Annotated in this window: 12 protein-coding genes; all 12 read left to right on the forward strand. The window is 53.2% G+C overall.

Annotation, left to right across the window (positions count from 1 at the left end; translation table 11 throughout):
- Positions 1-218 precede the first annotated feature (218 nt).
- The 12 genes from FCL42_RS12025 (at position 219) to FCL42_RS12080 (ending at position 15483) form a co-directional block, all read left to right on the forward strand.
- The gene (locus FCL42_RS12025; protein WP_169308374.1) at positions 219-1241 is read left to right on the forward strand and encodes an efflux RND transporter periplasmic adaptor subunit; all 1023 of its coding nucleotides are present in this window, start codon (positions 219-221) and stop codon (positions 1239-1241) included.
- The gene (locus FCL42_RS12030; protein ID WP_136863669.1) at positions 1241-2293 is read left to right on the forward strand and encodes an efflux RND transporter periplasmic adaptor subunit; all 1053 of its coding nucleotides are present in this window, start codon (positions 1241-1243) and stop codon (positions 2291-2293) included. Before FCL42_RS12025 ends, FCL42_RS12030 begins: the two co-directional genes overlap by 1 nt.
- Positions 2294-2315: 22 nt before the next feature.
- Complete coding sequence (locus tag FCL42_RS12035) at positions 2316-5363, forward strand: efflux RND transporter permease subunit (protein ID WP_136863670.1); 3048 nt, start codon at positions 2316-2318, stop codon at positions 5361-5363.
- A 99-nt stretch (positions 5364-5462) separates the two neighbouring features.
- Entirely contained in the window at positions 5463-6077 is a 615-nt protein-coding gene (locus tag FCL42_RS12040) for a chromophore lyase CpcT/CpeT (RefSeq protein WP_136863671.1), read from the forward strand.
- A 211-nt stretch (positions 6078-6288) separates the two neighbouring features.
- On the forward strand, positions 6289-7236 hold the full coding sequence (locus tag FCL42_RS12045) for an HlyD family secretion protein (RefSeq protein ID WP_136863672.1): 948 nt from the start codon (positions 6289-6291) through the stop codon (positions 7234-7236).
- Positions 7229-8155, forward strand: coding sequence for an ABC transporter ATP-binding protein (locus FCL42_RS12050; RefSeq protein WP_136863673.1), 927 nt, complete (start codon positions 7229-7231; stop codon positions 8153-8155). Before FCL42_RS12045 ends, FCL42_RS12050 begins: the two co-directional genes overlap by 8 nt.
- Positions 8152-9246 (forward strand): ABC transporter permease, encoded by a 1095-nt coding sequence (locus FCL42_RS12055; RefSeq protein WP_136863674.1) that lies wholly within the window; start codon positions 8152-8154, stop codon positions 9244-9246. The genes FCL42_RS12050 and FCL42_RS12055 overlap by 4 nt, the downstream gene beginning before the upstream one ends.
- A 263-nt stretch (positions 9247-9509) precedes the next feature.
- Positions 9510-9767, forward strand: a complete 258-nt coding sequence (locus FCL42_RS12060; RefSeq protein ID WP_136863675.1) for a hypothetical protein — start codon at positions 9510-9512, stop codon at positions 9765-9767.
- Positions 9768-10784: 1017 nt separating this feature from the next.
- Positions 10785-11087: a hypothetical protein gene (locus FCL42_RS12065; RefSeq protein ID WP_136863676.1), complete on the forward strand. Its 303-nt coding sequence runs from the start codon at positions 10785-10787 to the stop codon at positions 11085-11087.
- Between the two features lie 208 nt (positions 11088-11295).
- A complete protein-coding gene (locus FCL42_RS12070; protein ID WP_229359853.1) occupies positions 11296-11952 on the forward strand; it encodes an ABC transporter ATP-binding protein in 657 nt (218 codons plus the stop codon).
- Complete coding sequence (locus FCL42_RS12075; RefSeq protein WP_136863678.1) at positions 11945-14386, forward strand: ABC transporter permease; 2442 nt, start codon at positions 11945-11947, stop codon at positions 14384-14386. Before FCL42_RS12070 ends, FCL42_RS12075 begins: the two co-directional genes overlap by 8 nt.
- The gene (locus tag FCL42_RS12080) at positions 14383-15483 is read left to right on the forward strand and encodes a lipocalin-like domain-containing protein (protein ID WP_136863679.1); all 1101 of its coding nucleotides are present in this window, start codon (positions 14383-14385) and stop codon (positions 15481-15483) included. The genes FCL42_RS12075 and FCL42_RS12080 overlap by 4 nt, the downstream gene beginning before the upstream one ends.
- Positions 15484-15489 lie beyond the last annotated feature (6 nt).

The following is a 15489-nucleotide window of genomic DNA, read 5'->3' on the forward strand; positions in this document are numbered from 1 at the left end:
TCCTAATGAGTCCTCAATCAGTGTAAAGCCTTTCCAGTAGATTTTGCACCCACTTACTACACAATTGTGTAGTAAGGGTTGCTATCCGTTTGTGTAGTATATACCCTATACAGGTGGATAATAAATGATGTTTTTAACAGATGGTGGATAAACCTATGTGGACAGGCAGGATGCGCGGACGGCGATCTCTGTATGCAGCGGCATTATTTGTAGTTGTAGTGACACTACTGTGGGGAGCGAAATCCCAGCAGCCGTTGCAGGCTAGCGAGCGGGAGCAAGTTAAGGTTCAATCGGTTAAGGCTTTGACGTTTGGGCATCAAATTAAGAGCTTACCTTTTGCGGCAAATGTTAGCGCCAGCAAACACGCGGCGATGGCATTTCGTATTCCTGGCCAACTTCGCCAGGTGTACGTGCGCATGGGGGAAGCGGTGACCAAAGGTCAACTTCTGGCGGAGCTTGACCCTACCGATTATCGTTTGGCGGTTCAGGCCAGACAGGCGGAGTTGGAGCTGGCGGAGATTGGTCATGAGCGCAATCAACGTTTGTTTGCCAAACAGTTGATCAGTGAAGATCAGTTCGATCGCAGCGAAACCAGCTTGCAGGTGGCTCAGGCACAGTTGGCGCAGGCTCAGAAAGATCTGGATGATACCCAGCTTCGTGCCCCCTTCGACGGTTACGTCGCCCTGACCTCGGCGCGCTCCTTTGAAGTGGTTGGCCCTGAGCAGTTGATCGCTCAAATTGAAAACAATGACTGGGTTGACGTTGAGTTCAACCTGCCCATTCAGTATGGCCGCCACCATGACGACGGCGACAAATTGACTGCTGCGGTGCGCTTTTCCGGGCATTCCGGTCGTTACACCGACGTAACGTTAAAGGAGTTTGCCTCCAAGCCCGATCCCGATACCAACAGTTATCGAGTAACCGTGACCTTGCCTCGCCCCCAACCGATTAATGCCCTTACCGGCATGTCGGCCTGGGTTGAGCTGGGAAGTGATGCCCCGCGCGCGCAGCAGTTGCAGCTTCCAAAGGGGGCCATCGCCTCCAAGCATGATGGGGATACCGCCATGGTTTGGGTAATCAACGAGAGCGATAACACCTTAGAGGCGCGCTCGGTGCGTTTGAGCAGCCGCGGCATCGTGTTATCGGGTTTGGATCAAGGTGAACGCATCGTGGCCGCAGGCGCTGACCGCCTATTCGCTGGCCAGCAGGTTCGAGTTTGGGAACGTGAGGGTGGCATCTGATGAAAGCTAAATTCTCCCTAGGTTTGGTTGCTACGGCGGCGCTGATGTTATCTGGTTGTGCAGATGAGCAAGTTCAAGTCACTGAGTCGGTGCAAACCGTGGCTGCCCTTCAATTGCAAGCTCCTGAAAAGCTTCAGGTTCGTCGTGTTAATGGTCAGGCTGCAGTGGCGGATCTGACTCGAGTGGCTTTTCGTGTTAATGGCACCATCGCCGGTTTGCAGGTGTTACCTGGGCAAAAGGTGCAGGAAGGTCAGCTGCTGGCGCGCTTGGAAGACGACATCTTGCGTCAGAAATTGCAGGATGCCAAAGCTCAGTATGAGCTGATTCAAAAGCAGTGGCAGCGCGCGGAAAAGGTGTTGTCTCAAGGGCTGTTGGCTCAGGCGGATTTTGATGAGCTCAATGCCAATCTGCGATTGGCCAAAGTTCAGCTAAAAGCGGCGCAGACCAATCTCTCTTATGCGCAGCTGCGCGCCCCCTTTGATGGGGTGGTTGACACGTTAAGTAAGCAGGCGTTTGAAACCACTGCCGTCGGTGAAACCGTGTTGACTATCTACCGTCAAGACCGCATCGATGTGGAGATTCAGGTGCCAGACACCATGATGAGCCACACCAGCGGTTACAACCCTAATCAGGATTATCATCCTCTGGTGACTTGGCAAGACAATGAGCAAGGGGTGCCAGCCCAGTACTTGGAACACTCCTTGAGCTTGATGCCAGAGACCGGCAGTTACATCGCTAAAATGTCTTTGCCTTCCAAGCACGTCAATCTGTTGCCCGGTCAAGCGGTGCAGCTGGAGATCGATCTTAAGCAAGCAGGATTGCCAGCCAGCTCTGGTTTTCGTGTGCCGCTGACGGCGCTGCAAGCGGGCGATGGTGAGCAGTTTACGCTGTGGCACATCGTTGGCGATCAGGTGGCGCCGGTATCGGTGTCGGTGATCCGCATGAGTCAAGATGGCGCTTTGGTGATGGGCCCGCTGAAAGCGGGTGAACGAGTGGTTACCTCAGGCTTGTCGCGTCTTCGTGATGGCCAGCGCGTGGCTTGGTCTGAGTAAGGCAGAGAAGTAGAAATAGAAGATGAATATTGCCGAATATACCATTAAGAATCGTGTCATCAGCTGGATGCTGTTACTGCTGCTGTTTGTTGGCGGCAGCAGTGCCTTCTTTAAGTTAGGGCGTCTGGAAGACCCGGCTTTTACCATTAAAGAAGCCATGGTGGTGACCTCCTACCCGGGAGCAACCGCCACCGAAGTGGAGGAGGAACTGACCTATCCGTTGGAGCAGGCGATCCGTTTGCTGCCTTACGTGGATAAGATCACCTCAACGTCGAGCCCTGGTCTGTCTCAGATCATGGTGTCGATGAAGATGACCTATGACGAGAATGAGCTGCCCCAGATCTGGGATGAGCTGCGCCGGAAAGTCAATGACCTGGCGCCGACCATGCCCGCCGGTGCCCATCCGCCGTCGGTGATCGATGACTTTGGCGACGTGTTCGGTCTGCTCTATTTGGTGACCGGTCCTAGCTATCAATTTGACGACCTTAAGCAGTATGTGGATCTGCTGCGCCGTGAGCTGGAACTGATTGACGGCGTTGGCAAAATCGACATCAGTGGTGCCCAGCAAGAGCAGGTGTTTATCGAACTGTCTCTGACACGCTTGGCGGCGCTGAACCTGGATCTTAATACCGTAGTCAACTTGCTGACCCAGCAAAATGCGGTACTGGATGCGGGCAAGATGACCATCAACGGCGAGTCTCTCTATCTGCGGCCAACGGCGCTGGGCTCCAGCATCGACCCCATTATTCACGGTCGCGATACCGGCCAGCTGGTGCGTCTGTCCGACGTCTCCACACTGCACCGTGGCTTCCAGGAGATCCCATCCCATCTGCTGCGCTACAACGGTCAGCCTGCTCTGAGCCTTGGTATCGCTTTTGCTGACGGCGTGAACGTGGTGGAAGTGGGTCAGCGGGTAGATGAGCGTTTGGCTGAGCTGGCGGAAACTCGCCCAGTTGGCATTGAAATGAAGCCGCTTTATCACCAGTCGCAAGAGGTGGAAAACTCCGTTGACGGCTTTGTCATTAGCCTCGTTGAAGCGGTTGCCATCGTTATCGTGATTCTGCTATTTGCCATGGGCTGGCGCAGTGGGCTTATCATCGGCATCATTTTGCTGCTGACCATGCTTGGCACCTTCATCGCCATGGATTACGCCGAGATTGAGCTGCAACGCATCTCTCTTGGGGCGCTGATCATTGCACTGGGTATGTTGGTGGATAACGCCATCGTGGTGGTTGAAGGCATCTTGGTTGGCCTAAAGCGTGGTAAGAGCAAGCTGGAAGCTTGTAAAGAGATCGTCAGTCAAACTCAGTGGCCACTGTTGGGTGCCACCGTTATTGCCATTACCGCATTCGCCCCTATCGGTTTGTCTCCGGACGCCACCGGCGAATTCATGGCATCTCTGTTTTATGTCCTTCTGTTCTCCCTGTTTTTAAGCTGGGTAACGGCCTTGACTTTGACACCGTTTCTGGCCGAAATGATGTTGCCTCTGCCTAAACAGGAGCAGGGCAGTGAGGACCTTTATCAAGGTAAGCTGTACCAAATTTTCCGCAGCTTCCTGCAGTGGGCATTGGCTCACCGCGCCTTAACCACCGTCATGTTGGTGGCAATTTTGGTGGGGGCTGTGGCTGGTTTTGGCAAAGTAAAACAGGCCTTCTTCCCACCTTCCAATACGCCGATGTTCTACCTGGATGTGTGGCTGCCTGAAGGCACGGACATTCGCGAAACCGAAGCGTTGGTGAAACAGCTGGAAACCGAAGTCTTAAAGCAGTCTGAGACTGAGTTTGTGGCCTCAACCATTGGGCAAGGTTTGCCTCGTTTCACGCTGACCTATGCACCGGAGCAGTCCTACGCCTCTTATGCGCAGATGGCGATTCGAGCGGCCGATCAAGAGCAGATGTTTGCCTTGGCCAAGCGCCTGGATAGCGAATTGCCGAAGCAGTTCCCGCAGCCGATGTTCCAACTGAAACTGATGGAGTTTGGCCCATCGCCAAAATCTAAGGTGGAAGCGCGCATCAGTGGCGCGGATCCAAAGGTTTTGCGTGAGTTGGCGCTTGAGGTGGAGGACATCTTCCGTCAAGACGCCAATGCCCGAGGCATTCGTCACAATTGGCGTGAGCGCACTAAGGAGCTGGTGCCGGTGATTGATGAGTCTCAGGCGCGCCGTTTGGGGATCAGTACCGAAGCGGTGGCACAGACTCTGAAGATGGCATACGGCGGCACCACAGTGGGCCTGTATCGCGATGGAACTCGTATGTTGCCGATTGTCACTCGTTTGGAGCAGCCCTATCGGGATGACTATGACAGCCTAGATAACCTGAAGATCTACAGCCCTAGCTTGCAGCATTACGTGCCGCTGCAGCAGGTGGTTCGTGATATTCAGCTGATATCCACCGATTCATTGATTCAGCGTAAGGATCGTAAGCGCACCATTACCGTGCTGGCGGACCACAATGTGCTGGGTGATGAAACCGCAGCGGATCTGTTTAATCGATTGCGCCCACAAGTCGAAGCACTGCCACTGCCAGCAGGCTACGAGCTCGAGTGGGGCGGAGAATACGAAGCCTCGGGGGATGCTCAGGAGATGCTGTTTGGCTCACTGCCAATGGGGTATCTGTTCATGTTCATCATCACCGTGTTGCTGTTTAACTCCGTACGTAAGCCAGTGGTGATCTGGCTGACTGTGCCGCTGTCACTGATTGGGGTGACCATTGGTTTGCTGTTGACCAATCAGCCATTTAGCTTTACTGCGCTGCTGGGCTTGCTAAGCCTGAGCGGCATGGTGTTGAAAAACGGCATTGTATTGATGGATCAGATCAACGTAGAGATGGACAGTGGTAAGAACCCATATCAAGCGGTGATGGACAGTGCCATCAGCCGTGTGCGCCCAGTATCCATGGCGGCCATGACTACCATTTTAGGCTTGGTGCCTCTGATGTTCGATGCGTTTTTCGCCTCGATGGCGGTCACCATCATGTTTGGTCTGGGCTTTGCGACCATTCTGACTCTGGTAATTGTGCCGGTGTTCTACGCCAGCTTCTACAAAATCAAGCCACCTAAGTCGGCGGCATAAGTTGAGTTATCAGGGACGCAATAGCGTCCCTTTTTTTGCTTTAGATGAGTGACTTAGAAAGTAAGCTTGGTATGCTGAGGGTTCAAAGAAGGGGATGAAATGATGAAACGACAATGGCTCGCTTTAGCAGTGGCAATGACCTTGCCAACTCAGTTGCACGCTCAGAATATGGATACGCTTTACCAATGGATGCAGGGCTCGTTTAGCTCGGAAGCGCAGAGTAACGATGACGATTACTACAAAAATGTGGTGCTGCACATGTCGCCCATCTGGGCTGATCGTACTGACGGCAAATGGCTCTATGTGGAGCAGGCGTTGTTCGAGCGCCAAGATAAACCCTATCGTCAGCGTTTGTATCGATTAACGGAAGACGGTGAAGGTGGCATCATCAGTGCGGTATACACCATCGACTCAGCCAGTCATTACATCGGCGGCTGGCAACAGCCAGAGCTGTTAAAAAAGCTGACATTTGAGCAGGTTCAGCCCAAAGTTGGATGTGCGTTGACCTTGCATTGGAATGGCGAGAAGCAGGGCTTCGAAGGAGCCACCGATGGCGATGCCTGCAAGAGTCAGCTTCGCGGTGCCAGCTACGCGACCTCACAAACCACGGTGACCAAAGACACCCTTATTAGCTGGGATCGTGGCTTTGACGATAAAGGCGATCGCAAATGGGGCGCAGAGTTTGGTGGTTACCGGTTTGATAAGCAGAATTAAATTGGGTAGCCAGTAACGCCTATTCTTTGAGAAGCGCAGGGCTGTCAGCCCTGCGTTTTTTGGTTTCTGCGAGCAGGTAAAAGCTGCAAATCTTCAAAGTTGTCTCAGAGAAATTCATCGATTTATTGATGCTAAATAATTAATCCAATGGTTAATTTCATAGGGGCGCGTAGACTAAAACTCATTGATGAATCTATGTGGAATCTTATCTATGAAGCTCCTGTTGCCCCTCTGTTTACTGCTGACTCTTATCGGTTGCAGTGACACCACCTCCTCCTTGGCTTTGGGCACCCTAGAGCGTGATCGAGTCACCCTGACCGCCACTGATAATCAGATTGTGCGCGCAAGGCCGGTGGCGGAGGGCAGCTTCGTAAAAGCGGGGCAGGTTCTGGTGCAACTGGACGACCTAAAACAGCGCTCAGTTGTGGCTGGCGCTGAGGCTCAGGTCGCCCAGGCGCAGGCCTATTTGGCTAAGCTCACCAACGGCGAACGGCCAGAGGACATCGCCGCCGCCAAAGCCGGTTTGGAAAGTGCCGACGCCACCTGGGAAGAGGCGCAAAGCAGCTTTAAACGAACTCAGTCGTTGGTGGCTCAGGGGCTTGCCAGTCAGGCGGAATTAGACCGAGCCAAGGCCAGCCGCGATGGGGCCAAAGCCGCCCACGATGGCGCGGCGGAAACCTTAGCTAAGCTGACCCGCGGCAGCCGAATTGAAGACATTAATCAGGCCAGCGCCGCGCTTGAAGCTGCGAAAGCGGAGCTCAAGTTGCAGCAGCAGATTCTCACCGACCTGACCGTGGTCGCGACACGAGATGGCATCATCGACAGCTTACCCTATCACGTGGGTGAGCGGGTTCCGGTAAATGGCATCGTTGCGGCCATTCAAGCGGACATGGCGCCCTTTGCTCGCGTGTACGTTCCTGAGCCCTATCGGGTTCAGTTGGCGAAAGGCAGCGAGCTTTGGGTTCAAGTTGACGGCATCGCGCAGCGATTTAAGGGGAAGGTTCGCTGGATTGCTACCGAGCCAGCCTTCACTCCCTATTACGCCTTGAATGAGCAGGATAGGGCTAGGTTGGTCTATTTGGCGGAGATCTGGTTGGGAGAGGAGGCCAAATCACTGCCTTCCGGTGTGCCGGTGCAGGTGGAGATGCCCCATGACTGAGCATGCCATCAGCGCCCATGGTGTGGTGAAGCGCTTTGGGGACTTTAAGGCGGTAGATGGCCTTAATCTCGAGGTGCCAAAGGGCAGCATCTATGGTTTCCTTGGCCCTAACGGCTGCGGTAAGTCGACGACCATCCGCATGTTAACTGGACTGCTCAGCCCCTCCGAAGGGCAGATTGAGGTGTTGGGGATGGCGATCCCCAAGGAGTCAGAGGCACTGCGATTGAAGATCGGCTACATGACCCAGAAATTCTCCCTTTATGACGATCTGACGGTGGAGGAGAACTTGGAGTTTATCGGCCTGATCTACGCCATGGAGCCGAAACCGCTGACGGCGCGCATCGATGAACAGCTTGAGACCTTCGGATTAACTCGTCTTCGCAAACAGCGTGCCGGTGGCATGAGTGGTGGTCAGAAACAGCGCTTAGGCTTGGCGGCGGCCACCATGCATAGCCCAGATCTACTGTTTCTCGATGAGCCGACCTCAGCCGTAGACCCAGAAAATCGACGAGAATTTTGGGAGCAACTGTTCGACCTCTGTGACGGGGGCACCACCATTTTGGTGACCACCCACTACATGGACGAGGCGGAGCGCTGTCACGGCCTGGCCATCATGGAATCTGGCGTCGTTCGCGCTAGTGGTTCACCAGAGACCTTGATGAACACCATGGGGGTGAACGTGATTGAGGTGCAAACCGACAACCTTCGTCAGCTCAAGGAGCAACTGATTGCCCTTGATGAGGTACGAAGTGCCGCCCAGCTTGGCGTGCGCTTGCGAGTATTGGTAGATGATGGCGTCGCCGAGCCCATCACTTGGTTGCAGCAGCAGTTTCCGTCATTACAACTGGCCACTTTGGAGAAGGTGCGCCCGAGCCTCGAAGACGTGTTCGTTACCTGCACTGGGGAGGGGCGCCAATGAAAACCCTAACTCGCATCAAGGCCATTGTTGTAAAGGAGTTAAGGCAGCTCTCTCGCGATCGCATCACTTTTGCAATGGTGGTGATGATCCCACTGATTCAACTGCTGCTATTTGGGTTTGCCATCAATACCGATGTCCGAGGCATTCCGGTGGCGCTGGTGGATCAGAGCCAAACGGCCCTAGGGAGGGTAATTACCGAGTCAGTAAAAGCCACTCAAGTGGTGACCGTTACCAAGCGGTTGGCGACCGTAGCCGAAGCGGAGCAAGCGATTGCCGCAGGTCAAGTTCGTGCAGCCTTGGTGTTGCCTAAGGATCTGGCTCAGAGAACCGCTCAGGGGCGTCAGTTAGGGCAGTGGCTGGTGGATGGATCCGATACCATGGTCAGCAGTGCCATTTTACAGCTGCAAAAAATGCCGCTTAAGGAGCTCATTACGTATCAAGCGGCTGGTCCGAATACCTTCGAAGTGGCGCTTTTCTACAATCCGTCGCGTCGCTCGGCGGTGAATATTGTCCCAGGGCTACTTGGGGTGATTTTAACCATGACCATGGTGCTGTTTACCTCCGCCGCCATCGTGAGGGAGCGAGAACGAGGTAACTTAGAGCTGCTGATCACCACGCCGGTGCGTTCCATGGAGCTGATGATTGCCAAGATCATTCCCTACATCTTTATTGGACTGATACAGGTAGTGATTATCTTAGGACTGGGTTGGGCGGTGTTTGATGTGCCCATTAATGGCGATTTGATGCAGATATTTTTCGGTACGCTGCTGTTTATTGCTGCCAGTTTGACCTTAGGCTTGGTGATCTCCACCATCGCCTCCACCCAGTTGCAGGCGATGCAGATGACGGTATTTGTGTTGTTACCATCCATTCTGCTTTCCGGCTTTATGTTTCCCTATGAGGCGATGCCTAACCTAGCTCAATGGATTGCTGAAGCACTGCCGGCGACCCACTTTATGCGCATCATTCGCGGCGTGGTGCTGCGAGGCGCGGATCTGGGGGCCATGTGGCCGGATACCCTGTGGCTAACGGCCTTCACCTTGTTAGGCCTGCTGGTAGCGTCATTGCGATTCAAAAAGACACTAGATTGAACCATTGGTGGTGTTTTTTGTGCCCTACTGCAATTTTATGTGGTTAACTATGGTTTCACTCGTTGATCCATGTCTGCTGGGAGGTTGACCGATTGTTCTGGCTAAATCTCATCAAAGCGGGAAGGGATGTCAGACGGGTTATGCTGGGGGCGAGCCTAGCCGAAATTCACGGGGATGGATTTTTCTTGTAATAACAATTGAATCGACTATCTGCTTGTGAATAATGCATGCGGTGCAAAGGTCAATAATAGGAATAAATACAGATGAGTAGTGAGGGAATGACGCCTGCCCAGCGAGCCAAATCCCATGGGCTAGAGTCATTAAGCGAAATGAGTGAGCTATCGCAGGTTTCGGTTAATACGCTCAAGCGTTGGGCTTACGACAAACCGGAGCGATTTGACGTTGTTGCCATCGGTTCGGTAGCCAAAAAGTATAACTACAAAGGTAATACCCTGATTTTCATCCATCATGTTGCTAAAGAGCTAAATATCATTGAGCCAAATGAGAAAACGGTCCCTTAAGGGGCCATTTTTTTGTCTATCTACCTGAATTCCATAATTTAATATTTCAATTATCACCACTTCTTGCAGCATAAGCACAGCTTTATACTAAGTATCCTGCCACTTTCATTGTTTGTGTTTTGCTCGCTTGGCTCAAATTGACCTGCTTTGTCTTTACAGTGGGTCTATATGGTCTATCATGCGTGTCGTTGTGAAGACGCTTTGCCTCAGTGTCGGTGCATGTATTACTGATATTTGCAGCGCGAGTCCATTATTTGAAAGCCCCTTGACGAATGTGGCTTCTGTCAAAGAGCTTCAATAGTGGCTTGGCGGCCGTCATTATCGAATGCAACATTTAAAGAGTGTGCAGCCGTTAAGGAGAGTTCAACACCCTTGGCAGCCTCTTTTTGGCCTCAGATTGCAGTGCGAAGCATCCCCGACATTTAGCTGGGTATACAGCCGGTCAATGGGCTACATCCCTTAAAAGCGTAAAAATTTTAGTGAGTGCATTGAGATAGTTGTCAGCGCTTCAGGTGGGGCTAATCCTGCGCTTGAAGCTATAGAAAAGACCATGGAGAAGTGAGACAACAGAATATGATTGGATACAGTCCGGTAACTGATTTGGACGAAGTGATTACTCAGCTTCACCATCGTTACGACCGCTCTGTAGATATGGAATCTAAGGCTATAAGTGAGGGAAACGAGAGCTGTCAAATAGAATCAAGAGTGAAAGCCATTACTATCCATAATGTATTGCAAATGCTAAAGAGGGTGCAGGAGAGTCAATGTGAAATATTCAATGTTGTCAAATGTGGAGCATTGATAAAGCAGTTTAAGACTAAGGTGGGTGCAGAGAATTATGTATCGGATAAATCCAACGATTACATAATTGAAAGGGTAGTGATATCAAAATAGTCAAGGGGCGGGCGCGATGGATTCGCCCTTAAAAAATAGTTGTATATGAAGTGTTTAGTGTTCACGGAAGTCATTCGACGCCCTGTTATTTACGAGGTTGAGTGCTGATGCAAAGGGGTAATCTTGAAATTAAGTAGTATTCTTATCCCATTTTTAAGCTTTCTAATATTAAATGTCATTATTTTTATTGCCGTGAAAGAACAGGTTCCATTTGGCCATTTAATTTACGGATTGGTCATCGGTGTCTGGGCATGCCAATTCCCAATATTCAGTGCCAATAAGACCATTCGAGCGTTAAACCGAGCGCTTGGGGAAGCGGGCCAAGCAAGGCTACTCCAAGAGGAGCGGCATCGAGAAAAAGAGGCGGGGTACATGGAAAAGATTTGCAATCTGGAAGACGAGATCGAGCGGTTGCGATCCAGATAGCTTTGGTGTCTATTCTTCAGGCTCAAGCTCAATGGCCGTATCCCCTCAATACGACTAACACTCTGAGGCGAAAAGGCGTATAAACGATCGTATCGCGTAAACGTTTGGCTTAGTTGTCGATATCAATCACAAACAAAGCGTGTGATAAATGATCTAAGCTAGCGTTGCCAGTCGTATAACGCACATGGAAAGTGGTTTGGGGGCGCCAGTGTTAGAGATTCAGGGAATTAATCTATTTCGTGGGGAAGGCCGTCAGCGACGGCAGATCCTATCAGACTGTCAGCTGCAACTGCACAGCGGTCGCCAGTTGGCCATTATGGGCGACAGCGGGGCAGGCAAGTCCACCTTATTGCATCTGATTGCTGGGCTCGAACGCCCTGATTCCGGTTCCCTCAAAGTGGCTGGGCAACCTCTTGAGGGGCTGTCGGAAGCTGAACTTAGTCAGTATCGAAAATCCATCGGTTTGGTGTTTCAACAATTCAATCTGCTGCCGACGTTGTCCGTCCGTGACAACATTTTATTCCAACATCGGTTAAATTGCTGCAATGACGAAACTTGGGTGCTCAATGAACTGGCTGCGCCACTGGGGTTAACCGAGTTACTGGACTACTATCCTGATCAACTGTCCGGCGGCGAGCAGCAGCGGGTGGCCATCGCTCGCGCCCTAGCTCACCGGCCCAAGCTGGTGCTGGCGGATGAGCCCACCGGTAATCTGGACGAGGGAAACAGCGCCGAGGTGATGGCGCTGCTGGCGAAGCTATCCAAGCAGTTTGAGCAGACGCTAGTTGTGGTGACTCACAGCCCGAAAGTTGCCGAAGCGATGGATCAGTGCCTGTTCCTGCGGCAGGGCAAACTCCATGATTGAGCTAAAACTGACCGCCCAAACCCTGATCGCGCACTACTGGCGGCGTCCGTGGCAGGGGTTGTTTCTGCTGCTTGGTTTAGTGTGTGGCGCCAGCTTGATGGTGGGGGTTGAAACCATCAATCAAGAGGCGCGACAGCGTTATCAACACAGTGAACAGCAGGCGGCAAGTGGCCAGGGCTGGCAGGTAATGCCCACTCAGCGAGAAGGCTGGTTGCCGCAATCCATTTGGGTTGAGTTAAGGCGTCAAGGCATTGATGCGCAGCCGGTTATCGATGCCAAGTTGGTGGATGATGAAGGGCGGCCATTGTTGGTGCGGGGAATCGATCCCGTTGCCATACTCAGCAGCCGGGAAACCTTGGCTTTTGAGCTGCCTGAGGCAGGGAGCGATTACCCACAGCTGTGGCTGGATAGTGGCCTTTCGGGCCGCTACCAGCTTGAGCAGGGTCAGCTGATTTATCTTTCTCAAGGGCAGCTATTGGGCCAAGTCAATCTGCTGGCCGATCTCGGCCCTTGGCTGATGATGGACATTGCCGATTTGGCCCCCATTATCGGCGCCGAGCGGCGGGTGAGTTACTTAACTCTGCCGCAACTGAGTCTCGAACGTCGACTTGAGATCGCTGCTGGGCTGCCAGCAGAGGCTCGCCTTCAGGCCCGAGGGGAGGCGACGGAGTTTGGCCAGCTTTCAGAATCGTTTCATTTGAATCTACGCGCACTGGCGTTAATGGCGTTGGCGGTATCGTTGTTTTTGGCGTTCAACGCCTTGCGCTTTAGCCTTATTCAGCGTCAGGGGCTCTTTGCTCAGCTTCGAAGTTTGGGGGTATCGGAATCCGCGATTCGGGCGGCGCTGCTGCTTGAGCTGGCGCTGTTGGCGCTTATCGCCGTGCCCATTAGCGCCCTGGCTGGCAGTCAGTTGGCCATCGCCTGGATGCCGCAGATTAACCATACCCTTGCGTCGATATACGGTTTCGAGCAGAGCTTGACGCTGTCGGGATGGGCGACGCCATTGTGGCTGGCAACCGCGGTGATTTTGGGAGCCTCTGCACTGGTGATGGCCAGCGTGATGCTCGACCCTAAGGTGGCCAAGCAGCTGCGCCTTTCTGAGCATCATCGTCGCAATCGACTCAACAATCGCCACTTAGCTATTGGTGCCATGGTCGTGATGGCCGTGGTGGTCGTGGCCAGTCAATGGATAAGCTCCACCACGCCCGCGCTACTTCTGTGCGCTTTGGTGCTGCTGGTTGGCGCGCTGTGCACGCCGCCTTGGCTGGCATTTTGTTGTCAAAAGCTGAAACGAGTGCGAGTAAAACACCCGTTAGCCCGCTGGCTTATCTCCGATCTTGAGGAGCAGCAGCGCACCATCAGCGTGGCCATGGTGGCGATCATGTTGGCGCTGGCTGCTGCCATTGGCATGCGCATGGTGGTGGGCAGTTTTGAGTTGGCGCTGGGAGGGTATCTGAACCAGCGTATTAATGCCGATCTCTATCTGCGGCCCACCCCGGGAGAGCACCCATTGTGGATGGAGCGTTTGTCGAGTCTGGAGGGGGTTGAGCGCATTAGCCCTTTCGCCCATCAAAAAGCCACCATCGCCGGTGTTGAGGGCAGCATCGCCAGCCTTGGAGATGAGGCTGAGCATTACTACCATCTACCTTTGAAAGTCGCACAGGATGATTGGCAGCAGGGGCTGTTTCAGCAAGGGTGCTTGGTCAATGAACGCACTGAGTTGTTGCAATCTCTTCGCCTCGGGCAGTCTCTCACCTTGTCGATAAACGGCAACGCCCATCGCTGTCGGTTGGTGGGCGTTTACTTTGATTACGGTAACTTGAGGGGACAGGCGTTTGTGAGTGAGCAAACCCTGTCGAGCTGGCTGTCAGCGCAGCAAGTTGAGATGCCTTACGGTGGCTACAGTCTGGTGGTGGCACCGGAGTTTCGTCAGCAAAATTACGAGGCGCTGCTCAACTGGTTGCCTGAGTCCCAAGTGATTGCGCGCGAGGGGATCAGGGCCATCGCCACCAAGTTATTTCAGCAAACCTTTTCGGTGACTGTCGCCTTGAACATTTTGACCTTGGTGGTGGCCGCGGTGGGGCTATTCGCGTCACTGTCTTCCTTAGAGCAGCATCGCCTTGGCCAGTTTGCCACCCTGTTGTCCATGGGAATAAGCCGGGGACAGTTGCTGCTGGCTCAGTTGACCCAACTGCTGATCATCTGCTGTTGTGCCTTATTTGTGGCTCTGCCCCTTGGAGTGAGCTTAGGTTATCTGCTGCTGAACTTGGTGAATCGGGTGGCGTTTGGCTGGACCATGGAGGTTCACCTACTGATAGGGGATTGGCCCGTACTGATCACCAGTTTGATGCTGGCGCTCACCTTGGCAGCCATCTGGCCTTTGTGGCGTCTTAGCCGCCAATCCACCGCCAATCAGCTCAAGGAGGGCGCATGAAGTTTCAAGCTGTAATCTGGTTAGTATTGGCGCTGCTTCTGGCGGGATGTCAGCCACAGTTCGAAGAGCTTGCCCGTAACGACGACAGTGGCGCTTGGTTCTCCGGCTTGCAAGGAGACAATGAGCTGCGCCTTGGGGAGCTCAATTTACGGCCGGTAACGTCAGACTATCGCCTCAGTTTCCCAAAAGATCACGGCGCTCATCCAGACTACGGGTTGGAATGGTGGTACCTGACCGCCAACTTAAACAGCGATAAAGGCCATAACCTCGCGCTGCAGTGGACGCTGTTTCGAACTAAAGTCTCTAACCGCGATAACGAGTGGGACGACGGTCAACTGTGGTTTGCGCACTTGGCGATGGAGGTTGATGGCAAACACCATGCGCTGGAGCGCTGGGCTCGAGGCGGCAGTGGTCAGGCAGGGGGTGTGCCTGAACCGTTTTCCGCATGGCTAGATGATTGGCAGCTGGCATCTGTAGGACAGGAATTTTTGCCCCTAGCGCTCACAGCCAACAGTGAACTTGGCAACCTTAGTTTGACCCTGAGTGATAGTCCCATCGTGCTTCATGGCAAACAGGGTTTCAGTCAGAAAACCCCAAACCCAGAAAATGCCTCTCACTATTACAGCTTGCCTCATTTACGTGCTCAAGGGCGGTGGCGAGAGCCAGATACCGGCCGGGAATTGGCGATCAGTGGTCAGGCTTGGATAGACCGTGAGTGGTCAAGTGGACTAATGGACTCGAAGTATCAGGGCTGGGATTGGTTGTCGCTGCATCTGGATGATGGACGGGCGTTGATGTTGTTTCGCATGCGCGGTCAGCCCGATTATTACTCTGGAAGCCTTATCTCCGCTGACGGCCAGGTGACACAGTTGGACAAAGCCGCGGTGGATTGGCAGATAACAAAAAGGGTTAATCTGGATGGCAGTGACTATCCCGTGGGTTGGGGACTGTCTTTGCCTGAGCACAATCTGACGGGTGAGATTCGAACCTTGAGTGACGATCAGCGAAATCAGTTGCGGTTTGCCTATTGGGAGGGGCCGGTTACCGCCACGGGCACCCTGTCTGGAGAGGGCTTTATCGAAATGACTGGATACTGATTCGAA

Origin of the sequence: Ferrimonas aestuarii (genome assembly GCF_005116665.1) — a bacterium.
Classification (GTDB): domain Bacteria; phylum Pseudomonadota; class Gammaproteobacteria; order Enterobacterales; family Shewanellaceae; genus Ferrimonas; species Ferrimonas aestuarii.